At 40.9% G+C, this 23408-nt stretch carries 20 protein-coding genes; 10 read left to right on the top strand and 10 right to left on the bottom strand.

What is annotated here, in order from left to right; genetic code table 11:
• Positions 1-30: 30 nt before the first annotated feature.
• The 3 genes from thrS to ACJ7Z2_RS11175 form a co-directional block, all read right to left on the bottom strand.
• A complete protein-coding gene (thrS, locus tag ACJ7Z2_RS11185) occupies positions 31-1962 on the bottom strand; it encodes a threonine--tRNA ligase (protein WP_409500349.1) in 1932 nt (643 codons plus the stop codon).
• 168 nt (positions 1963-2130) lie between these two features.
• The gene (locus ACJ7Z2_RS11180; RefSeq protein ID WP_409500348.1) at positions 2131-3480 is read right to left on the bottom strand and encodes an MFS transporter; all 1350 of its coding nucleotides are present in this window, start codon (positions 3478-3480) and stop codon (positions 2131-2133) included.
• A 203-nt stretch (positions 3481-3683) separates the two neighbouring features.
• Positions 3684-4250, bottom strand: coding sequence for a biotin transporter BioY (locus tag ACJ7Z2_RS11175; RefSeq protein WP_006252126.1), 567 nt, complete (start codon positions 4248-4250; stop codon positions 3684-3686).
• 80 nt (positions 4251-4330) lie between these two features.
• Here ACJ7Z2_RS11175 and ACJ7Z2_RS11170 point away from each other — a divergent pair, with 80 nt between their 5' ends.
• A complete protein-coding gene (locus ACJ7Z2_RS11170) occupies positions 4331-5089 on the top strand; it encodes a BPL-N domain-containing protein (protein ID WP_409500347.1) in 759 nt (252 codons plus the stop codon).
• On the opposite strand, the gene ACJ7Z2_RS11165 is transcribed toward ACJ7Z2_RS11170, so the two are convergent.
• The 4 genes from ACJ7Z2_RS11165 to suhB form a co-directional block, all read right to left on the bottom strand.
• Positions 5080-5874 (bottom strand): TatD family hydrolase, encoded by a 795-nt coding sequence (locus ACJ7Z2_RS11165; protein WP_409500346.1) that lies wholly within the window; start codon positions 5872-5874, stop codon positions 5080-5082. The two genes, ACJ7Z2_RS11170 and ACJ7Z2_RS11165, sit on opposite strands and share 10 nt — an antisense overlap.
• A gap of 60 nt (positions 5875-5934) precedes the next feature.
• Positions 5935-7521 (bottom strand): carbon starvation protein A, encoded by a 1587-nt coding sequence (locus ACJ7Z2_RS11160; RefSeq protein ID WP_409500345.1) that lies wholly within the window; start codon positions 7519-7521, stop codon positions 5935-5937.
• 185 nt (positions 7522-7706) lie between these two features.
• Positions 7707-9560: a 1-deoxy-D-xylulose-5-phosphate synthase gene (gene dxs, locus ACJ7Z2_RS11155; RefSeq protein WP_409500344.1), complete on the bottom strand. Its 1854-nt coding sequence runs from the start codon at positions 9558-9560 to the stop codon at positions 7707-7709.
• A gap of 44 nt (positions 9561-9604) precedes the next feature.
• On the bottom strand, positions 9605-10417 hold the full coding sequence (gene suhB / locus ACJ7Z2_RS11150; protein WP_409500343.1) for an inositol-1-monophosphatase: 813 nt from the start codon (positions 10415-10417) through the stop codon (positions 9605-9607).
• A 180-nt stretch (positions 10418-10597) separates the two neighbouring features.
• On the opposite strand from suhB, the gene ACJ7Z2_RS11145 reads away from it, so the two are divergent.
• From ACJ7Z2_RS11145 to purN, 9 genes are all read left to right on the top strand, one after another.
• Positions 10598-11632: a TrmH family RNA methyltransferase gene (locus tag ACJ7Z2_RS11145; protein WP_409500342.1), complete on the top strand. Its 1035-nt coding sequence runs from the start codon at positions 10598-10600 to the stop codon at positions 11630-11632.
• Positions 11633-11641: 9 nt separating this feature from the next.
• Positions 11642-12526 carry an NAD(+) kinase gene (locus ACJ7Z2_RS11140; protein ID WP_409500341.1) on the top strand — a complete coding sequence of 295 codons (885 nt, stop codon included), beginning with the start codon at positions 11642-11644 and terminating at the stop codon, positions 12524-12526.
• Between the two features lie 140 nt (positions 12527-12666).
• On the top strand, positions 12667-13644 hold the full coding sequence (locus ACJ7Z2_RS11135; RefSeq protein ID WP_409500340.1) for a DUF1852 domain-containing protein: 978 nt from the start codon (positions 12667-12669) through the stop codon (positions 13642-13644).
• A gap of 106 nt (positions 13645-13750) precedes the next feature.
• Positions 13751-14782, top strand: coding sequence for a methionine synthase (locus ACJ7Z2_RS11130; RefSeq protein ID WP_409500339.1), 1032 nt, complete (start codon positions 13751-13753; stop codon positions 14780-14782).
• Positions 14783-14869: 87 nt separating this feature from the next.
• Positions 14870-15091 (top strand): hypothetical protein, encoded by a 222-nt coding sequence (locus tag ACJ7Z2_RS11125; RefSeq protein WP_154704686.1) that lies wholly within the window; start codon positions 14870-14872, stop codon positions 15089-15091.
• 276 nt (positions 15092-15367) lie between these two features.
• The gene (glyA, locus tag ACJ7Z2_RS11120) at positions 15368-16630 is read left to right on the top strand and encodes a serine hydroxymethyltransferase (RefSeq protein WP_409500338.1); all 1263 of its coding nucleotides are present in this window, start codon (positions 15368-15370) and stop codon (positions 16628-16630) included.
• 196 nt (positions 16631-16826) lie between these two features.
• Positions 16827-17624, top strand: a complete 798-nt coding sequence (locus ACJ7Z2_RS11115; RefSeq protein ID WP_409500337.1) for a ChaN family lipoprotein — start codon at positions 16827-16829, stop codon at positions 17622-17624.
• A gap of 8 nt (positions 17625-17632) precedes the next feature.
• A complete protein-coding gene (locus ACJ7Z2_RS11110; protein ID WP_409500336.1) occupies positions 17633-19876 on the top strand; it encodes a TonB-dependent receptor domain-containing protein in 2244 nt (747 codons plus the stop codon).
• A 106-nt stretch (positions 19877-19982) separates the two neighbouring features.
• Entirely contained in the window at positions 19983-20621 is a 639-nt protein-coding gene (gene purN / locus ACJ7Z2_RS11105) for a phosphoribosylglycinamide formyltransferase (protein WP_409500335.1), read from the top strand.
• Positions 20622-20641: 20 nt separating this feature from the next.
• Here the strand turns inward: purN and ACJ7Z2_RS11100 are convergent, their stop codons facing one another.
• Genes ACJ7Z2_RS11100 through ACJ7Z2_RS11090 form a run of 3 tightly spaced genes read right to left on the bottom strand, consistent with a single transcriptional unit; the run spans position 20642 to position 23299 of the window.
• A complete protein-coding gene (locus tag ACJ7Z2_RS11100; protein ID WP_409500334.1) occupies positions 20642-21448 on the bottom strand; it encodes an ABC transporter ATP-binding protein in 807 nt (268 codons plus the stop codon).
• A complete protein-coding gene (locus ACJ7Z2_RS11095; RefSeq protein WP_409500333.1) occupies positions 21448-22434 on the bottom strand; it encodes a FecCD family ABC transporter permease in 987 nt (328 codons plus the stop codon). The genes ACJ7Z2_RS11100 and ACJ7Z2_RS11095 overlap by 1 nt, the downstream gene beginning before the upstream one ends.
• A gap of 10 nt (positions 22435-22444) precedes the next feature.
• Positions 22445-23299 (bottom strand): hemin ABC transporter substrate-binding protein, encoded by an 855-nt coding sequence (locus ACJ7Z2_RS11090; RefSeq protein ID WP_409500332.1) that lies wholly within the window; start codon positions 23297-23299, stop codon positions 22445-22447.
• Between the last annotated feature and the right edge of the window lie 109 nt (positions 23300-23408).

Below are 23408 nucleotides of genomic sequence, written 5' to 3'. Positions count from 1 at the left end.
TCAGAAAGGTAGCTGCTTTTATTTATGTTATTACTCTTCGCCTAATAATTTCAGCTCACGAGCCTTAATTTGGTTTTTCAGAATCTCAACTAAGTCTGAAACAAGGTAAGTACCTAAGTCTGCACCTTTACGGGTACGCACAGACACTTTACCTTCGGCGATTTCTTTATCACCGCAAACCAACATATAAGGCACACGGCGTAAGGTGTGCTCACGCACTTTGAAGCCGACTTTTTCGTTGCGTAAGTCTGCTTTCACACGAATGCCTGCATCAGAAAGCTGTTTCACCACTTGTTGCACATAATCTGCTTGGCTGTCGGTAATGTTCATTACCACTGCTTGGGTTGGTGCAAGCCAAGTTGGGAAGAAACCAGCATATTCTTCGGTGATAATCCCGATGAAACGTTCGATTGAACCCAAAATCGCACGGTGAATCATTACCGGTGTACGGCGACCATTATCTTCTGCTACATAAGAGGCTTCTAAACGACCCGGTAGAGCGAAGTCAAGTTGCACCGTGCCACATTGCCATTCGCGACCTAAGCAATCACGCAATGCAAACTCAATTTTCGGCCCGTAGAATGCACCTTCGCCCTCTTGGATTTCATATTCAAGTCCGTTGTTGCGTAAGGCATTGGCTAACCCTTCCTCCGCTCTGTCCCACATTGCATCGTCACCGATACGGTTTTCCGGACGGGTTGAAAGTTTTACTGCAATGTTAGTAAAGCCGAAGGTGCTGTAAATGTCGTAAACCATTTTGATACAGCTGGTTACTTCTGACTCGATTTGCTCTTCGGTACAGAAAATATGGGCATCATCTTGGGTAAAACCACGCACACGCATTAAGCCGTGTAATGAACCAGACGGCTCGTTACGATGGCACGAACCAAATTCTGCCATACGAATCGGCAAATCACGGTAAGATTTCAAGCCTTGATTAAAAATTTGAACGTGACCCGGGCAGTTCATTGGCTTAATCGCATATTCACGATTTTCCGATTGGGTAGTGAACATTAAATCTGCATAGTTTTGCCAGTGTCCGGTTTTTTCCCAAAGCACACGATCCATCATAAACGGACCTTTTACTTCTTGGTAATCGTACTCTTTCAATTTGGTACGCACAAAAGTTTCAAGTTCACGGAAAATCGTCCAGCCGTCATTGTGCCAGAACACCATACCCGGTGCTTCTTCTTGCATATGGTATAAATCTAACGCTTTACCGATACGGCGGTGGTCACGTTTTGCCGCTTCTTCCAAACGTTGTAAATATTCGGCTAATTGTTTTTTATCAGCCCAAGCGGTACCGTAAATACGTTGTAACATTTTGTTTTTGCTGTCACCACGCCAGTAAGCACCGGCAACTTTTTGTAATTTGAAGTGGTGGCAGAAACGCATATTTGGCACGTGAGGTCCACGGCACATATCAATATATTCTTCGTGGTGATATAACGCAGGCGTTGCAGTACGTTCAATATTTTCATCTAAAATCGCCATTTTGTATGGCTCACCACGTTGTTCAAAGGTATCACGAGCTTCTTGCCAGCTTACCGGGCGTTTTACCACGTCATAGTTGGTTTTTGCCAGCTCTAACATACGCTTTTCAAGGGCGTCTAAGTCTTCTTGGGTTAAAGAGCGGTCTAAATCAATATCGTAGTAGAAACCATTTTCGATAGTCGGACCGATAGCCATTTTGACATCAGGGAATAATTGCTTGATGGCGTGACCTAATAAGTGAGCGGTTGAGTGACGAATGATCTCTAAACCATCTTCGTCTTTGGCAGTTATAATTTCGAGTGTGCTGTCTTGGCTGATAATATCAGACGCATCACGGCGTTCACCGTTTACACGACCGGCAATGGTCGCTTTTGCTAAACCTGCCCCGATAGATTGGGCAACTTCCATTACAGAAACCGGGTTGTCAAATGAACGTTGTGAACCGTCCGGTAAAGTGATAATTGGCATAATAAATCCTTACAGTGGTAATCCATACGAGAGATTACTTGTTGAGTTTGATAATGAAAAAACCGCCTACAAGCGGTCTTTTTTGATTAAAATTTTGCAATTTGCTTATTATTTCCCTTACAAGTGGGGAATAAAAGCACAGAAATTCTAGCATAAAACAAAGAAAAATTAAACTTTGCTGTTTTCAGCGGTTTTTTCATCAAGCTCAATATTTTCATTTTCTGTTTGTGGCTCTTCTTCAAATGTTTCAAGTTGAGCTTGATATTCTTGCACCGCCTCTTCATCAAACGGAATAAGTTCTTCCTCAACTGTTTCAATTTCTTCAAGCGGGCTTGCGGTGGCAATTGGGGTAGCGTATTGCATCTCTGCTCGTTCCGCTTTCGGGATTGATTTGGTGCGGAAAGCACAAATAAATAAACTAAGTGAGAACAGTCCAAAAAGTGCATAAAAGCCATATTCAGTGGAAAGGCTCATCGCAAAACCGATAAGCGGTGGAGCAACTAACGCCCCCACACCATAGCAAAACAGTAAACCCCTGCTTACTTCAACCGTGTTCATATTATTCGGCAATTCATCGTTGGCACGGGCAATGCTCAAAGCATATAAGCTAAACAGACTACAGCCAAAGAAAAAGGCGATAATATACTGTCCCCAAGCGGTCAAATTTTCTTGGAAAATTGCAAATAATCCGGCAAGTGCGGTTAAAGTGGCAATCACTGAACAAGCTAAAATGGCGTTACGTCTGCCAATACGATTCGATAATATCGCCATCGGCATTTGGCTGATAAAACCACCGATCATCGAGATCATCAAATAAAGCGAGATTTCACTTAATGAAAAGCTAAACTTCAGCAGAAAGACTGACGCCATTGTAAAAAAGCCGTTTACCAACATTCCGCTAATAAAGCTGGTTGCTAAGGCTAACGGTGAAATCGCAAATAGTTTAGGAATACTAATGCGCTCTCGAGCCGGAATATCAGGCTGAACCATTTTAGTTAAAGCAATTGGGATCATCGACATCACAACCAAAATGGTAGATAAGATAAAAATGTTTCGGCTACTAAGTTCTAAACTTAATAAACTTACGCCTAAAATAAAGGCGAGATAGAAGATAATGTTATAAGTGGCAAGCACTTTGCCTCTCGTATCGACATTGGTTTTTTCGCTTAACCAACTTTCGACTAAAAGCAGCAAGCTATAATGACAGAATCCCAAAATAATTCGTAACACGCCCCAGATCCACAAAGTATCAATCATAATATGACCGAGAGCGGCGATAGCAAAAACAGCACAGAAAACGCTAAATGAACGGATATGCCCAACACTTGATACAATGCGGTGAGCAAAAATAGTGCTTAATGCCGCCCCAATAAAGAAAGCAGCGTTAAGTAAACCGATGATGATATCCGTTACCCCCATTTCGGCAAGCTTAATTCCTGCTGAATTGAGAAATAAACCGTAGCCGAAAAACAGAAAAAAGATACCTGAATAAAGGGAGTAAAATTTAGTGCTATTCATCAATGCTCCTTCAAACATTCTGCCAGTATTAAATCATTGTACCGATTTAATACCTTTTAGGCAAAAAAGTTATTATTAGCGTTGAGAAAATAACTTTTGGCTATTTTGATTAAAAAATCAAATGAAGGTGATTTTGAAATGTAGTAAAAAATAGAGCAATCAGAATTGAAAAAGGCTTTGCCGTAACAAAGCCTTTAGAAAGATTAGAGTTTCGAGAAGAATTTGTAGCTTGGGCTAACCAAAACACTTGCTAGGAGTGCTTTAAGCACACCACCTAAAATAAATGGATATAAGCCCGCTTGTAATACTGTGCCTTCTGGTACAAAGAAAGAAAGTTGAGCCAAGCCGAAAGCAAAGGTGATCACACTTGCAATTAAGGCGACAAATAAACTTTTCCAAAAAGAGTTTAATACGCCTTTATCGCTATAATAGCCTAAGAAATAGGCGGTTGGAATATAGCCTAATAAGTATCCGCCTGTTGGACCAAAGAAATGATGGAAACCTGAAGCACCGCCGGCAAAGACAGGTAAACCAATCGCCCCTTCAAAAAGATAAAGTAATACTGCAGCAGTTGCGGCTTTACGACCCATTGCAAAACCAACCACAGTTAAAGCAAGTGTTTGTCCTGTAATGGGTACAGGGTACATCGGCACAGAAATTTGTGCAAAAATAGCAAGCAGTGTTGCTCCAATAAAAGTTTTCAACCAAAATGTAGTTATACTATTGGCTTCTAGCCAACGTTTAGTTTGAATTAATTGCGTAGTGAACATAATCCTCTCCTTTAATATGGTTAAAATGTTCTCAACCGATTATATAGGAAGATGTCTTTTAGGGTAAGAGTGAATTTAAAATGGTAAAACCAGTTTATATTTATTGTGATGAAGGTAGCAGTGAAATTGGTGTTCAATCACTGTTATTGGCAGTAAAACAGCATTTACAGCGTCCGGCTTATCTCATCAATGCCAAACAAATTATTCAAAGCAAGTTTTCCGATGGCTGTTTATTAATCATGCCCGGTGGAGCCGATTTACCTTACTGCAAAAAATTAAACGGAGAAGGCAATCGTAGAATCCGCCAATTTATTGAACAAGGTGGAGCTTATCTCGGTATCTGTGCCGGAGCTTATTATGGCTGTGCTGAATTGAATTTTGTAGGGCGTGACTATAGCGTAAATGGCAATCGAGAACTAGCTTTATTTAATGGCATTGCGAAAGGCAGTCTGCCGCAGTTTACCAACGGGCAACTTTACGATGAAAACATTGGTAGCAAAGCGATAGTTGAAGTAACACTTGCAGAGGGTGGAAAAATGCCGTTTTATTATCACGGTGGTTGCTGTTTTGAACCAAATTCAACAACAGTGATTTACAACCCGTTGGCTTATTATCCTGATGGCTCAGTAGCAATGATAGAGGGAGAGCTAGGGCGAGGTTATTATCTGTTGTCGGGTGTACATTTTGAATTACAAGCGGTCGTTTATTGGCAAAAAATTGTAAATTGCTGTGAAAATCTTGACATAAAAACACAAGAAGAAGCAATTTGCTCTAATTTTAATGTAAATTATGGCTCGCAAATTTGGCAACATCTAAAGCAACGACTAAATCAAGCGTAAAAAAATAACCTTTCGCTATTCTGCCAAATGGTTTCTGCAATCAGATTTGGTGATTCTGTTCTTAATTCACATAGACTATTGAAAGTCACTAAAAGCCGTTCCGGTCGATTCGGCTGCCCTTGAAAGCCAAACACCGGCATATCGGGGGAATCGGTTTCCAACAACAAACTGTCTAACGGCAATTTTCGGATCGTTTCACGTGTTTTGTTCGCACGTTCATAGGTAATTGTTCCCCCGACACCAATTTTATAACCGAGATCGACAAAGCGTTTTGCCTGTTCATAACTACCGGCAAAACCGTGCACTACACCGGTTTTTGTGAGCTGGGCTTTTTTGAGAAACACAAAAAGTTGATCGTGGCTTTTACGTGAATGAAGATTAACGGGTAAATTAAATTTTTTCGCAAGGGAAAGTTGTGCCTCTAAAAATTCACATTGCTTATGCCATAGTGATGGCGTGCAAACTTCAGCTACCGCTTTTTCTAAACCAATTTCACCCACTGCGGTACATTGCGGATCTTGTTCGCTTAACAAATTTTCCAATAAGATTAAATCTTGCTCTTGGTGCTGTTGGATATAGAGTGGGTGTAGCCCTAATCCATACACCAAATTTTCCGGTTTTTGTTTGGCACAAGCGGTCACTTTTGCAAAATTTTTTGCAAATACGGCAACGATAAGAATGCATTCAACCTGATGCTGTTTGGCATTCTCAACCAATTCCGGAATGCTTAAATTCAGGCTTTCTGCGAGATAGTCGAGGTGAGTATGAGTGTCAAAAAATCGCATAATAAAACCAATAAAAACGGGGACTAAATTGTCCCCATTTTTATCGCTTTAAGCAAGTGATTAGTTTGTTACATAAGCGGATTCATCACGTTCATTCGAAGGTTTGAGGAATGCGAAGAAGCAGATAACACAAACTACGGTAATTGCAAAACCGATATAGACCGATAATTGGTAATCTAAGCCGAAACCGATTTTGTTATTTGCTAAATAAGTTGCACACACTGTAGTGATAAACCACGCCGGGATTGAACATACCCAGTGGAATTTTTTATAGCGGTATAAATAACCTGCGGCAGTCCATAACATTACCATTGCGGTCATTTGGTTTGCCCAAGTGAAGTAACGCCATAATACGCTGAAATCAACTTTTGAGACAATGAAACCAAGTACGAATAATGGTACGGCAATATACAAACGTTTTACTAAGGTACGTTGTTCTAAACCAAAGATTTCCGCTAGTTGTAAACGAGCGGCTCGGAATGCAGTGTCACCTGAGGTGATTGGTAATACTACAACGCCTAATACGGCAAAAATACCACCAATAAACCCTAAGAAGTGTAACGAGCTGTCATATACCACTTTAGACGGTGAACCGGCAGAGATCGCATCTTGTAAGGCTTGTGGGTTTTCATAGAATGAAAGACCTACTGCACACCATACTAATGCAATTACCCCTTCAGTAATCATTGCACCGTAGAAAATAAAACGGCCTTCTTTCTCATTTTGCGCACAGCGAGCCATTAATGGGGTTTGGGTTGCGTGGAAACCGGATAATGCTCCGCAAGAAATAGTTAAGAATAGTAATGGCCAAATTGGAACATCACCTTTCACTTGGAAGTTTTGGGTGAATTTTTCCCACGTTAAGCCTTGACCGTCTGCATTCACTGTACGGAAGAAGTCGATAGGATCAGTCGCACTTAAGTGAGCACTGACTAGACCATATACCATACCTACAGACATAAAGAGTAATAATGCTCCGAAGAAAGGATAAATTCGACCGATAATTTTATCAACAGGTAGTAATGTAGCAAGAATATAGTAAGCAAAAATGATTAACGTCCACACAGAAATGACGGTTGCCTTATCCATTCCCCAAACGGTGATACCGCCCGCTGCAACGGCTTCTTTCACCGCTTCCACATCACCTAATTCCATTGCCCCTTGAGTTGCCCCTGCAATATCCATCGTGATGGTAGAGAGTAATTGAGCAGGGCTTGCAACGAATACTACGCCTACTAATAAAAGTAAGATAAGTGCCATTACGTTGATAAATAATTTAACAGGGCGACCTAAAAATTTACCTGCAAGGTTTGGCATTGTCGCACCACCATTACGGATACTTAACATACCGCAGAAATAGTCGTGTACAGCACCGGCAAAAATACAGCCTAATACGATCCAAAGCATCGCAACCGGCCCGTATAATGCCCCTAAAATTGGTCCAAAGATAGGACCTGTACCGGCAATATTTAATAATTGAATCAGCCAAATTTTAGTTTTAGACATTGGCATATAATCCACACCGTCATTCATAGAGTAAGCCGGTGTCGATCTTTTTGGGTTAATCACGAAGATTTTTTCAATGATTTTCCCATAAGTGAAATAGCCAAGCACAAGCACGGCTACACAGAAAAAGAACCACAACATAGTAGAAATCCTATAAATTGAGATAAATGATCATTTTTAGCAGAACTGCTAAAGGCGTGCCATTGTAAGTGAGGAGTGAGGATAAAGTAAAATGAATTGTTAGATTTGTGTGAATAATTTACTGAAAATGTGAGGTTCATCAAAAAATCCCTTTGTTCTGCATCAATCAAAGGGACTTTTTAAAGTTAAATATCGAATTTTTGAATTTTTGCTTCAATGCCTTGGGCATCTAATCCAAGATCGGCATAAGCTTCAGCTTGAGTAGATTGGGGAACGAAAAAGTCAGGAATACCAAGCATTACAAGCGGTTTGATTTTGCCGATATTTTGCAAATATTCATTCACAAAACTACCTGCACCACCTTGAATAGCATTTTCTTCAAGCGTAACTAACAACTCGTGTGAATCCGCCACTTTTTGAAGTAATGCTTCATCTAATGGTTTAATGAAACGCATATCTACCAACGTGTAGTTATGTTTTTCAGCCACAATTTTGGCTTCATCAAGCAAAGCACCAAAATTCAAAATCGCAACTTTTTTACCTTCACGAATAATGTTTCCTTTACCTACTTCAAGTCTTTGCATTGGCTCAAGTTTTACCCCTTTAGCATTGCCTCGAGGGTAACGAATGGCACTTGGTGTATTCATCGTGTAAGCGGTATAAAGCATTTGGCGCATTTCATTTTCATCGCTCGGTGCCATAATGGTCATATTGGGAATACAACGCATAAAACTTAAATCAAATGCACCTTGGTGAGTTTGCCCGTCAGCACCGACAATTCCGGCTCGGTCAATCGCAAAAATCACCGGTAGGTTTTGAATAGCGACATCGTGAATTAATTGGTCATAAGCTCGCTGCAAGAAGCTGGAATAAATTGCGACTACCGGTTTGTAACCTGCGATTGCTAAGCCTGCCCCGAAAGTCACTGCGTGCTGCTCGGCAATCGCTACATCAAAATATTGCTCTGGGAAACGTTTGGAAAATTCCACCATTCCAGAGCCTTCACGCATTGCTGGCGTAATGCCGATAATTTTCGGATCACGCTCTGCCATTTCGCATAACCAATCGCCAAAAATATTGGAATAAGTAGGTGCTGCTTTTGATTTTGGTAACTCTGCTGCTGTTGGGTCAAATTTAGGTACGCCGTGGTAGCCAATCGGATCATTTTCTGCTGGTGTGTAGCCTTTGCCTTTTTTCGTGCGAATATGCAGAAATTGCGGACCTTTCAGCTCACGCATATTGCTCAAGGTTTTGACTAACTCGTCAATATTATGCCCATCAATCGGGCCGATATAATTAAAGCCTAACTCTTCAAACAAAGTGCTTTCAGGGGAGAAAATGACTCCTTTCATATGCTCTTCGCTTTTTTTCATAAAGTTTTTGATAGTAGGTACTTTATCTAAAATTTTCTTACTGCCATCACGAACGGAAGTGTAGAGCGAACCAGAAAAAATGCGGGCAAGGTGGTTGTTTAATGCTCCGACATTTTCAGAGATTGACATTTCATTATCATTTAAGATAACCAACATATCGGTATGCAATGCACCTGCGTGGTTTAATGCTTCAAATGCCATTCCGGCAGTGATTGCACCATCACCGATTACACAGACGGTTTTACGTCCGGCATTTTCTTTTTCTGCCGCTACTGCAATGCCAAGACCTGCACTGATCGAAGTGGAAGAATGCCCAACGCTTAATACATCGTAAGGGCTTTCTTCACGCCAAGGGAAGGGGTGAATACCATCTTTTTGGCGAATACTGTGCATTTGATCCCGACGTCCAGTAAGGATTTTATGTGGGTAAGCTTGATGACCAACGTCCCAAATTAATTGGTCGAAAGGCGTTTGATAAACATAATGCAAAGCTACCGTAAGCTCCACTACCCCTAAGCCAGAGGCTAAATGTCCGCTAGTTTGACTGACTGATTCCAATAAATAGGCTCGCAGTTCATCAACTACGGTTTGAAGCTGGTCTTTAGAAAGTAAACGTAAATCTTCCGGTGAGTTGATTTCGCTTAACAGAGGATACTTCTTTTCCATAATGTTTTATTACCCACAACCATCAAATAATAGATGATATTAAATTAAGCTTTGAGTTCTTCGGTCAAAGTAGGCTGAATGCTATTTAAAATTTCTTTAACCACACGGCCATTACCAACAACCAGATTACCTGTTTTCAAGTAGTCTGTTCCGCCAACAAAGTTAGTCACAATCGCACCGGCTTCACGGGCAATGAGCTCACCGGCTGCGAAATCCCACGGTTTTAAGCCGATTTCAAAGAAGCCATCAACACGACCTGCTGCAACATAGGCAAGATCTAAAGCGGCAGAACCGGTACGGCGGAAATCAGCTACTTCGTTATTCATTAAGCTTTCAAGCATATTTAAATGTGCATCACGATGTCTGATGACTTTGAAAGGAAAACCGGTTGCAATCACAGTGCCTTTTAAATCACGGCGTTCTGCATCAATGCGTAAACGGAACTCGTTCAATTTAGCCCCTTCGCCACGCACCGCAGTGAAAAGCTCGTTGCGGATAGGATCATAAACTACCCCTACTGTCGTACGTCCGTTTTCACGCACGGCAATCGAGATAGCAAAATGAGGTAAGCGTTTTACAAAATTGGTTGTACCATCTAATGGATCGATCACCCATTGTACATTTTCATTGCTACCGTTTAACACGCCGGACTCTTCGGTCACGATCGAGTGTTCAGGGTAAGATTTACGGATCACATCAATAATTGCCGCTTCCGCTGCTTTATCAATTTCAGTCACATAATCATTCGTATTTTTTTGTAAAACTTGTGTATCTTGAGGCGATTGTTCATAGCCTTTGGCAATAATATTGCCTGCTTTTCGTGCAGCACGAATAGCAATGTTTAACATTGGGTTCATATTTCCACCAGATTTTAAAGAACATAATAAAGTACGAATTATAAAGAATGTAGCGAAATAAAGAAACAACAAGCGGTCTAATCTGTGAAAAATTTTGCAAAAAAATGGCTTTTTCTAACCGCTTGTAGTTTGGATTCGTTATAATACCTCCCATTCAAGCCACCCATTTAGGTACTAAAAATGCAATTTAAAGAAAATAACCAACCTCGTTTTAAACAAAGAGAAGAACGCCGTTCAGATGAGCGTTCTCCCCGTTTTTCAGATAAAGGCAAAATGCGAGGAAATGAAGTTAAAAGTGACAGACCGCATAAGCTACATTTTAAGCGTGAAGAGACTTATTCAAGCACGGAACAGATTTATCCAACCGAAGGCAAAAAAGCCAGCGGTGAGGGTAGCGTGCAAATTTGGGTAAAAGGTGGGAATAGCTCAGTTAAACAGAAGAAAACCGGCCCGCTTTCACCACGAGCGCCTGAGAAAATTAAGAAAAATCGTTTGGAAGAGATGAAAATCTATGGCGAAAATGCTTGTATCAGCTTGTTCCAACAGCGTCCTGAATCTATTGTGCGTTTATGGGCAACAGTGGAAGGAGCCAAAAAATTAGGCGATTTAATGAGCTATTTGGCTCAGAACAAAAAAGCCTATCACGTTATTGACCGTGAAGAGATGGAGCGTGTTACCGGCACTGAACATCACGGCGATATGTGCTTATTAGTCAAAAAATCTGCGTCGTTTGTGTTAGAGGGCTATTTACAAGTGCCGAAAAAACAAGATTGTTTGGTACTGTTAGATGGTGTTAATAATGCACAGAATGTAGGTGGAATCATCAGAACTTGTGCTTTTTATGGGGTGAAAGGTATTATTACCGAAAATGTAGATAGTTTAAATTCCAGTGCCGCAGCTCGTGTTGCAGAAGGTGGCTTGGAATTTGTGCGGGCGTTAGAAACTAAAAACAAGCATATTGCTTTGGTACAGCTACGCCAAGCTGGTTACCAAATCGTACACCTCACACGCCATAAGCAAGCCCCTTCTTTAACCAAAATTAAGCTGGCGGAAAAGGTAGTCTTTGTGCTAAGTGAGATTCCAGCAAGTGATGTGGCTTACACAGAAGATACAACAGTACAGCTTTCCTTTAATAATCCGTTAAATAGTGGTTTAAATGTGGCGGTAAACGCAGGTATTCTACTTAATCAATGGTATCAAACTCACATTCTTTAAGGAATCGAAATGAATCAGCAAAAACCGTTTGAAGTGATTGCGATTGTTGGCACACCTCGACACGATAGTGCATTTGAAACACATCTTGCCGTTTATAATTGGTTAAAAGATCGTGATTATCAAATTTTAGTGGAAACAGAGGTTGCCATGCAATTACAGCTTAAGGAAAGCTACAGCTTAGATCAGATTGGTCAGCGTGCAGAGTTGGTGATTGTGATTGGTGGTGATGGTAATATGCTTGGCATCGCCCGAGCTTTAGCTAAATACCGAGTGCCATTGATAGGCATTAACCGGGGAAATCTGGGCTTTTTAACCGATATTGCACCTCAAACGGCTTTTGAACAGCTTTATAGTTGCTTAGTAAAAAATGAATATGTGATTGAAGAGCGATTCCTGTTAGAGGCTTTCATTGAGCGAAACGGTAAAATTATTGCCGCAAATAATGCCTTGAATGAAATTGTGGTTCACCCAACCCAAGTGGCTCGGATTATTGAATTTGAGGTGTATATTGACGGAAAATTCGCTTTTTCACAACGTGCAGATGGTTTGATTGTAGCAACGCCTACGGGGTCAACCGCCTATTCACTTTCTGCTGGTGGCCCGATTTTAACCCCGAATATGAATGCAATGGCATTAGTACCGATGCACCCTCACACTCTTTCTTCTCGTCCTTTAGTGGTTGATGGCGATAGCCAAATTTCACTTCGTTTTGCCAAATATAATACCCCTGATTTGGAAGTGATTTGTGACGGGCAGGTGAATATGCACTTTACGCCTGAAGATAGAGTATTGGTGCGTAAAAGCCCAGATAAATTACAACTACTGCATTTAAAAGATTATAACTACTTTACCGTATTAGGCTCTAAATTAGGCTGGGCAAGTAAGCTGTTTTAAATGACAAACGGTGCTTTTTTTACTTAAATTTGCAAATTCAATATGAATTGCTTTCATATAAATTTCAAAAATATATCATTTTTATTCAATAAAAATTTGTGGTTCAATAAGTCATCTTGAAAAATAGAGGGGACAATAAAATGACAACAAATTTTAAATGCCAAGTGCATACCATTGAATTTAATGAAGATTACCAACCGGAGCAAAGCACCCGTTTAACCACCAACTTTGCCAACCTTGCCCGTGGCGAAAACCGCAAGCAGAACCTGCAAAATGCGATTGCGATGATCAACAACCGTTTTAACGATTTAGCGAACTGGGATAACCCGAATGCGGATCGTTATTCAGTGAAATTAGATATTGTCTCATTAGATATTGATGTCGAAGGCAAAGGCGAGTTCTTCCCCGCGATTGAGTGGCTGAAAACCTCTGTTATCGACCACAAAACTGGCAAAACCATTGACGGCATTATCGGCAATAACTTCTCATCATTCGTGCGTGATTACGATTTCAGCGTATTATTGTTAGATCACAATAAAGACAAACCGCAATTTAGCGTGCCGGAAGGCTATGGCGAGTTACACGGCAAGCTGTTTAAGCATTTATTGGCATCGCCTGAATATACCGCAAAATATAAAAAACCACCGGTGATCTGTTTAAGCGTGGCAACCACTCGAACTTACCACCGTACCACCAATGTTCACCCGATTTTAGGTGTGGAATATGTACAAAATGATTACTCTTTAACCGATGACTATTTTGCGAAAATGGGCTTAAAAGTGCGTTACTTTATGCCGCCAAAATCCGTTGCACCCTATGCGTTCTATTTTGATGAGAATGCAGACTTGCTCAATGATTACACTAACTTAGAGCTAATCAGCACTATTGCAACTATGGAAGCCTTCCAAAAAATCTACCGTCCGGAAATTTACAATGCCAATTCGGTGGCAGGGCAGGTATATAAAGGTAGCCTGACTTACCAAGATTATTCCGTTACCAAAGTGGAATATGACCGTGAAGAACGCACCCAGCTGGCAATTAAACAGGGTAAATACACCGAAGAACATTTTATTAAACGTTACCAAGCGATTTTAGAGGCTTGGGCAGCAGAAAAATAATTCTGCCTTTACCATATTCGTAGGGGCGGGTTTTAACCCGCCCATCTCCGGTTAATTTTTCGGGTGGGTTAAACCCCGCCTCTACGCATTTACAGGAACACAAATTATGAGCAACATTCTTCTCCCAACCTCTACCGCCGGCAGCTTACCAAAACCGGCTTGGCTTGCCGAGCCTGAAAAATTGTGGTCGGAATGGAAATTTAGTGGCGATGAGCTACTACAGGCTAAAAGAGATGCCCTATTGGTCTCTCTTGCCGAACAAACTGTGGCAGGGATTGATATTGTTAGCGATGGCGAACAGACCCGCCAGCACTTTGTGACCACCTTTATCGAGCATTTAGAAGGGGTAGATTTTAGCAAGCGTGAAATTGTGCGTATTCGTAACCGTTACGATGCCAGCGTGCCGAGCGTGGTAGGGGCAGTTTCCCGTCCGAAATCGGTGTTTGTGGACGATGCCAAATTCTTGCGTGCGCATACCGACAAGCCAATTAAATGGGCATTACCCGGCCCGATGACGATGATCGATACCCTCTATGACGGTCATTACAAAAGCCGTGAAAAACTGGCGTGGGAATTTGCCAAAATCCTCAACGAAGAAGCCAAAGAGTTGGAAGCGGCAGGTGTCGATATTATTCAATTTGACGAACCGGCGTTTAACGTCTTCTTCGATGAGCTGAATGACTGGGGCGTGGCAGCGTTAGAGCGTGCGGCGGAAGGCTTAAAATGCGAAACGGCGGTGCATATCTGCTACGGCTACGGCATTAAAGCCAATACCGACTGGAAACAGACCCTCGGCAACGAATGGCGTCAATACGAAGAGAGTTTCCCGAAACTGCAACAATCAAAAATCGACATTATCTCATTAGAGTGCCAAAACTCCCGTGTGCCAATGGACTTAATCGAATTAGTGCGTGGCAAAAAAGTAATGCTGGGAGCGATTGATGTAGCAACCAACATTATCGAAACACCGGAACAAGTGGCAGATACGTTACGCAAAGCATTACAATTTGTCGATGCAGATAAACTCTACCCAAGCACCAACTGCGGAATGGCACCACTTTCACGCCAAGTCGCACGAGGTAAATTGCAGGCACTCAGCCAAGGGGCTGCGATTTTGCGTGCGGAATTAGCAAAATAATTTTGCGATCTGCATCGAAAATATCAACTTTGCCTTTTGCTCGTTTCCAGATTTTCTTCCAAAATAACTGGAAATAACGGAGGCATTATGCTAAATCTATTTAAAAAGCCAATTAAGAAAAGCTCATTTGAGGCTTGGGCAAAGCTAATGGACGACGTGGCAAAAGTTGCAATTTTAGCAATTCCTGTTATTCTCTATGGAGAATATTCACTATTGATGAAGTTTGTGCATTTGGCTACATTATTTACGGTCATATATTCTTTTTTAACAACCGCCAGGGCATTTAGAGAGACAGCGGAGGAAATGTAAAATGGATGGATTAACTATTGGTTTGTTAGTTTTAGCAATTTTAGGATTTGCTGCAATGCAATGGGCAAAGCATTTAAAAGATCATAATCATTAATTCAATGAATAATACTAAGCGGTCATATTTGGTAAATTTTTTACAAAATGTGACCGCTTGTTTTTCTTTCACTCGAAGTTAATTTTTATATAAATAATACTATCTATGAAACTAAAAAATGCGTAAAATAACGTGAAATCAACTTACGCAAACGTTTACTTAAGCTTATTAGGAGTCCAAAAATGTTAAAACGTGATATGAATATCGCTGATTACGATGCAGTATTATGGCAAGCAATTCAAGATGAAGATCGCCGTCAAGAAGAACATATTGAATTAATTGCATCTGAAAACTATGCAAGTCCACGTGTAATGCAGGCTCAAGGCTCACAATTAACCAATAAATATGCAGAAGGTTATCCGGGTAAACGTTACTATGGTGGTTGTGAGTATGTGGATATTGTAGAACAACTCGCAATTGACCGTGCAAAAGCATTATTTGGGGCAGATTATGCCAACGTTCAACCGCATTCAGGCTCACAAGCGAATGCAGCCGTATATATGGCGTTGCTTAATCCGGGCGATACCATTTTAGGAATGAGTTTAGCACACGGCGGGCATTTAACTCACGGTGCTTCGGTCAGTTTCTCCGGTAAAATTTATAAAGCAGAGCAATACGGCATTACTGATGAAGGCTTAATTGATTATGATGCATTACGTAAACAAGCCCAAGACGTGAAACCGAAAATGATTGTTGCAGGTTTCTCTGCTTATTCGCAAGTTATGGATTGGGCAAAAATGCGTGAAATTGCCGATGAAGTTGGGGCTTATTTATTTGTGGATATGGCTCACGTTGCCGGCTTAATTGCGGCGGGGGTTTATCCAAATCCGCTTCCACACGCTCACGTCGTGACGACAACAACCCATAAAACCTTAGCCGGCCCTCGAGGCGGTTTGATTTTATCTGCATCTGGTGATGAAGAAATGTATAAGAAACTGCAATCTGCTGTATTCCCAGCTGGTCAAGGTGGTCCGTTAATGCACGTTATTGCGGCAAAAGCGGTTTGTTTTAAAGAAGCTTTAGAGCCGGAATTTAAGGCATATCAGCAGCAGGTTGTGAAAAATGCGAAAGCAATGGTTGAGGTATTTAAGCAACGTGGTTTTGATGTTGTTTCAAACGGTACGGAAAACCATTTATTCCTTGTTAGCTTTGTAAAACAAGGTTTAACCGGCAAAGCGGCAGATGCTGCATTAGGGGCTGCGAACATTACCGTGAATAAAAACTCGGTGCCGAACGACCCTCAAAAACCATTCGTGACTTCAGGTATTCGTGTGGGTACGCCTTCTGTGACCCGCCGTGGTTTTAAAGAAGCAGAAGTGACGGCACTAGCTGGCTGGATGTGTGATGTGCTAGATAGCATTGGTAAGGATAATCACGAACAGGTGATTGCAGAGACTAAAGCGAAAGTTTTAGACATTTGTAAACGTTTACCAGTGTACGCATAATCTCAACTTTACACTTTTTCAAGCGGTAATATTTTTTAGAAATATTACCGCTTTTTGTTTTATCAATCATTTTCTTTATCTGTTTTCTGAAAATGAATTGATTTTTCTTTTTTTACATAACATAATGATAATAATTCTCATTAATTTATTTTTTGTTATGTTACCTCGTATTTCCTCTTTTTTAGCTAGCCTTTTTATGGCTTTTTTTCTTTTAGGCTGCTCGGTTTCAACACAGCCCCTTAATGAACAAAATGTGGACTCTATCGGCCAAATTATTGATCTGAATACCAATCAAACGATTTCATTTACTGAACTACTTTCCCGTCTATCTTCTCAAGATTACGTTTTAGTTGGTGAGGAACATACTCAGTTAATTCACCACCAAATTGAATTGTATTTATTTAATCAACTTACGAAGAAAGCCAAGTTACATTTAATTGCGTTGGAGATGTTAAATGTGGATCAGCAGCCTGCGATTGATCGCATTCAGTTTAACCGACCGGTTAATTTATCAGCCACAGATTTAAGAGAAGCAATTCAATGGCAAAAATGGGATTGGAAGATGTATCAAGATTTAGTGGTAGAGAGTTTGCGTTCAAATAGCCGTGTTTTAGCCACTAACTTAACAAATAAAGAGGTTGAAATTTTATTAAATGGAGCGGAACCCTTGAAAGGTTCTGTATCCACTTCCTCTGAAGTTAAGCAAAAGATCGCACAACTGTTGCTGTCAATGAATCACGGAATGGCTTATCCGATGGAAAATATGGTGGCAGTACAACAATTCCGTGATCGCAGAATGGCAGAAAAATTAGTAAAAAATGCGTTATCGACTAGCTTGCTGATTGCCGGCAACCATCACGTTCGCAAAGATCTTGGCGTTCCGTTGCATATTGCGGAATATGACCGAACAAAAAAAGTAGCGGTGCTAATGCTTAAAACAGAGAGAGAAGAAATTACTTCTTCACAGGCAGATTATCTTTGGGTCACTCAATAAGGAGAATTATGAAATTTAATATAATCACACGCATTTTGCTTCCGGTTTTGTGTATGGGGGGATCGCAAGCTGCATTGGCAGAGGAAAAGGCGAAAAATATTGCGGAACTTGATACGGTAACGGTTTATGGCAGTATGGAAAACCCTAATTTTGAGAATTTCAGTAAAGCCGGCTCGGTGAGTTCTCGAGCAATGAATGTGAATGCAATGCAAAGTTTAGATAGTATTGTCCGTTCTGTCGCAGGTGGCTATACCCAAATTGACCCGGGGCAAGGGGGCGTGAGTGTTAATATTCGTAATATGAGTGGTCTTGGTCGGGTAAATACTTTAGTTGATGGCGTGCCACAAACACAGCTTGGTACATCAGCAAACGGAGGTGGTAAGTTCCACACTGATGGTAACGGACCGATGAGCCAATTCAGCACTTTAATTGATCAAAATTTTTTAACCCGAGTTGATATTGCGAAAGGCTACAACAATGGTGCAGCCGGATTGAATGCTTTAGCCGGTAGTGCTAATTTTAAAACGATTGATGTCGAAGATATTCTACTAGAACAACATAAAGTTGGCGTTTTAAGCCGTTTTAATTATGGTAATAATGATCTAGGTAAAAACGGAATGCTTGCGCTAGCCGGAAAAGTTGATGTGCTGGAAAGTGGCTCTCTTGGCAGTTTATTGGCTTTTAGCAAAAGTAGTATCAGTCAAAATTATCGCCGAGGTAATGGCACAATGGCAACGGATTCTGCTTATATGCAAGGGTTAAAAAATCACCCTGAATCTTATATGGGAAAAATTGCCTTTAAGCCAAATCAAGACTCAGAGTTTAAATTGTCCGGACGTCAATATAAAAATAGCTTAGTGGGGCGTAATATTGATAGTGCGACCTATTCCTTAGAATCCAGTTACCAGCCTCAATCTGATTGGATTGATCTGAAATTCCTGACGGCAGTGACAGAAACTAAGCAAGATTTCCACGATGATGCAAAACTATGGACATTAGAAGATGCCTCAACCAAAAACAAAATGTGGATGTTTGATTTGAATAACACCAGCCGTTTTGAGTCTGGGAAATTATCAGCATTATTGACTTATGGTATAAATTTAATGCGAAATAAATATTCCCGTGATTTACCGGAAAGTAAGAATAATGATGGAGCGATTAGCAATGCCGCTTTTGGGCCAGCAGGTAAGCAAAATATTGATTCCCTTTACCTAGACACCGAATGGAAATACGGCATTGTCACTTTAAATTCAAGTCTTCACTATTCACGCTATCAGTTAAAAGGATATAAGCCAGAATGTGATAGCGATGATATGGATTATTGTTTCCCTTCTTTTGGGTTTGATGTTAATAAAAAACACTACAAGTTGAATCCTTCTGCTACTTTAGCGTTTCAGGTTGTTGATTGGTTTCAACCGTTTGTCAGTTACAAACAAACCTCCCGTTCGCCTAATGTGCAAGAAATGTTTAATACCAGTCGAAATGGCTTGAGTGTGAACCCGTTTTTGAAACCGGAAAGTGCGAAAACTTATGAGATTGGGTTTAATATTCATCAAGATAATGTATTACTCAATAATGATCTTTTGGGGCTAAAAGCGGTATATTTTAACTCACGCATTAAAGACTATTTGTATAACCTCTCGCTGTATGGTTGCGGACCAACAGTATGTCGAAATTCAAGTGATGCTACCGATGCTATACAGTTCCAAATTTATGTGAATCACCCTGAAAAGGTTAAAAATCGAGGTTGGGAAGTCGAGCTGGCTTACGATTCCGATGCTTTTTTTGTCAATGGTAGTTATACCCGAACTGAAAGCACAGCACCCACTTCAAAAGGTGCGACGATTCTTTATGGATTTGGCACCGAAGCTTATACCCAGCTACCAAAAGATTATGCGACTTTGGAGCTAGGAACTAAATTGCTGGATAAAAAATTAACACTGTCTAGCATTTTTAAATATACAGGCAAAGCGAAACGTGTCGGTATTGATTTAGACGAAGATGGCAACATTATTCACGAGCAGTTACCGAATATTCCGGTGATTATCGATTTATATGCAAATTACAAAGTGAATAAACATTTAACCTTAAAAGCCGGGGTACAAAATGTGATGAACCGAAATTATCTTGATGCCTTAAATGCGTATAACTCTTCCACCGCAGAAGAGTATGACTATGATACAGACACCTATCGTTTCACAAATAGTGCCAGAGGTCGAACTTACACACTAGGGGCAGAGGTGCGTTTCTAGCTTGAAAGTGGCTTATTTTAACCAATAAGCCCTTTTTCTTTCCTGTACTGATGTTGAGATTCAAGGCATAATATCCAGAACGATGAATATTCAGCCGGTGTGTAATATGAAAAAATTTGTGGTTTTAATTTCAGGGAATGGTTCTAACCTACAAGCAATGATTGATGCGCAAAAATCTGCGGATACAAGCGGTCAGATTTGTGGTGTAATTTGCAATAAGGCAGATGCCTATGGGCTGATTCGAGCTAAACAGGCGGGAATCCCAACATTTGTATTTTCTCGTAAAGATTACCAAAGCAATGTGGAAATGGATCTTGCCATTGCCGAACAAATTGAGCAGTTAGGAGCTGAGTTAATTGTATTAGCCGGCTATATGAAAATTTTAACGCCTGAATTTACGCAACGTTTTGCTGGCAAAATACTCAATATTCACCCTTCCTTATTACCTAAATACCCGGGGCTAAACACTTATCAAAGAGCGATTGAGGCTGGGGAGAGTGAACACGGCACGACCATTCATTTCGTAAATGAAGAAGTGGATGCGGGTGCGGTGGTATTACAAGCTAAAGTGCCGATTTATCCTGAAGATGAGATTGAAGATGTAATGGCTCGAGTGGTTGAGCAAGAACATCGATATTATCCGTTGGTGATTGAGTGGTTCTGTTCGGGTAGATTAGTTTCTCAGCACGGCAAAGCGTATTTAGACGGTAAACTACTGCCTGCTTGTGGATATGCTGAAGATTAAACGATAGGGTGCATCGCACCCTAACTTTCAGCTAATGCAGGGCAAAGATAATATTGCCCGCTGTGAGGGCAATAGCGACAGCCCATTTTCATTTCATACAGCTCATCTAATAAACAACTTTCTGCAACGGCTTTAGCGGACATTTCAGCAAATTTTTCCCCATTTTTTAGCATTAAGATATGATCGGCTTGATTTATCGCCAATGCAGGATCGTGCAAAATCGCAATGATGGTTAAGCCTTGTTGTTTCAGCTTTTGTAGTAAAGCGAAAAGCTGATATTGGTGATGAATATCCAAATGGTTGGTGGGTTCATCAAGCAAAAGCCAGCTTCCGCTTAAATCGGCATTCGGTTCGGGAACGAGTTGAGCCAACACTCGGGCAATATGTGCTCGATGTTGTTCTCCACCGGAAAGTTGTGTGCTACTTCTTTCTTTTAATGCGGTTAAAGACATTGTTTCCATAGCCCAAGCGGTTATTTTTTCATTAAATTTTGCAAATTCACTTTGGCGATATGGCTCTCTTCCGAGTTGTACCAATTCTTCTACTTTCAAGGGAAAGGCAATTTGGCTCTGTTGGCTTAGCATTGCCCGTTTTTGAGCCAGAGCATATCCGTTTAAGTTGGTTAAGCATTGATGTTGATAAAATACGGCACTGTTAGTTTGTGCATTATTACCGCTTAAGGCTTTGAGTAAGGTTGTTTTGCCGGCTCCGTTTGGACCGATGATAGCGGTAAATTTTCCTTGTTCAAAGGCAATTTCTTGAATCTCCAGCAACTTTTTTTGTTGATGAACGATGCTTAAATTTTGGCAAGTTAATAAATTGCTCATTAGATATGTTTCCCACTTTTCCATACCATTCCTGCAAGGAATGGCGCACCAAATAAGGCGGTAAAAATACCAATCGGGATTTCTGCCGGAGCGGCTAGGGTTCTGGCAAGAGTATCTGCAATCATTAATAAGATTGCACCGCAAACCAAACTATTGAGTAATAAATGGCGGTGGTTACTGCCTCCCAGTAAACGCATTAAATGTGGAATAACCAGCCCGACAAAGCCGATAGCGCCGACACAGGCAACGCTTGTGCCGGTTAATAAGGCAACGTAAAATACAAGACGGCGTTTGACTTTTGCAATGTCAAAACCAATGTATTGTGCATCTTCTTCACCTAATGTTAAGGCGTTTAACGCACGGTGTTCCCGCCAAATAAGCGGGCTACAAATGAAGACAACGGTAGCCATCATTGCCACCATTTGCCAATTCATACCGGCTAAAGATCCCATGCTCCAAAAGGTTAAACTGCGCAGTTGGTTATCATCGGCAATGTAAATCAGTATGCCGGTTAAAGCACCGCTAAATGCAGCCAGAGCAATACCAATTAATAGCATAATGGCGATATGTAGTTGCCCGTTACGTTGAGAAAGTAAATAGAGCATAAAAGTTACCAGCCAGCCCCCTAAAAAGGCGGCAATAGGTAGAGCATAATAGCTGATTGATTCCGGCAGTAGTGGCTGAATCACCACAATATATAATGCCGCAGCCAATGCAGCACCTGAAGAGACACCAATAATCCCCGGATCTACTAACGGATTGCGAAACAGCCCTTGCATTGTTGCTCCGCTAATAGCGAGAGCTGCCCCGATGAATAATGCCCCTAGTAATCGAGGCAGGCGGATTTGCCATAAAATATAGGCTGCACTTTCGCATTCAGCATTGTTGCAGTGCCAAGCGGATAGGGGTAATGACATCGCCCCTAAATGGGTACAAACCACTAAGCTGATAATTAAAGTGAAAATTAAGGTTAAATGCAGTTTCAAAGCGTATCCGTTATTTTAAACAAGGTTGAATAGTGGTGAGAATTTGGTGTGCATATTGAGCAGTGTAAGGCCCAAAGCTCAAGGCATCTAAAATATTGATTGCAAAAACACAGCCTTTTTTGCCCGCTTGTGTATTTGTGAGTTGGGCGTATTGTGGGCTGGATTCTGCTAATTTGCTGATTGTTGCAGATTCTTTTGCCTGATTGCGGGAGGCTAATAGAATAACATCTGCTTTACTTGCGGCTAAAGCCTCGTTGGAGAGTGGTTTATTGCCTTCGGCATTGAAACTATTGTTGAGATTTAACAAGGTTAAGAAATGCTCACCTACACTCTTTTTCCCTAGCCCAAAGATGCCTTGCGATGCGGTGTCAATCAGCACTAAGGCTTCTTTGTCAGGAGAATGTTGGCTACGAATGTCCGCTAATTTTTTTTCATCTGCCAGAATGGTTTCTGTTAATTGTTTTACCTCCGATTCTGCACCAATCGCCTTAGCAATTTGCTGAATATCCTCACGAATCCCTGCTAAGCTTGGTTTCTCTCCTAAGTGAAGTAATGGAATACCGCTGGCTTTGATTTGCTCAATAACTGCGTTAGGGCCGGCATCAGGGGCTAAAATAATCAAATCTGGGGTTAAAGAGAGAATACCTTCAGCAGAAAGCTGGCGACGATAACCGATTTTAGGTTTTTTCTCCATTATCGTTTGAGGTTTAACTGAAGTGGTATCCACACCGACTAACTTATCAGCTTTTCCTAGTGCTGCGACAATTTCGGAAGCATAGCCCGCAGTTGAAACAATTTTTTCTGCCGCCTTTGTGGTATTTAAACACATTGATAGGGCAATGAAAGAAAAAAGTAAGGTTCTCATTTTATACTCCATTTGATTTTTAGCTAAACTTAAATAATAATTATTATTATTTCAATTTTCAATTAAAATGATATAGTGTTAACATTTTTTTAACATTAAACGGATTAAA

Origin of the sequence: Mannheimia glucosida, assembly GCF_046267875.1 — a bacterium.
Lineage (GTDB): Bacteria > Pseudomonadota > Gammaproteobacteria > Enterobacterales > Pasteurellaceae > Mannheimia > Mannheimia glucosida.
The sequence above is the reverse complement of the archived record's forward strand: the minus strand, read 5'-3'. Positions and strand labels throughout refer to the sequence as shown.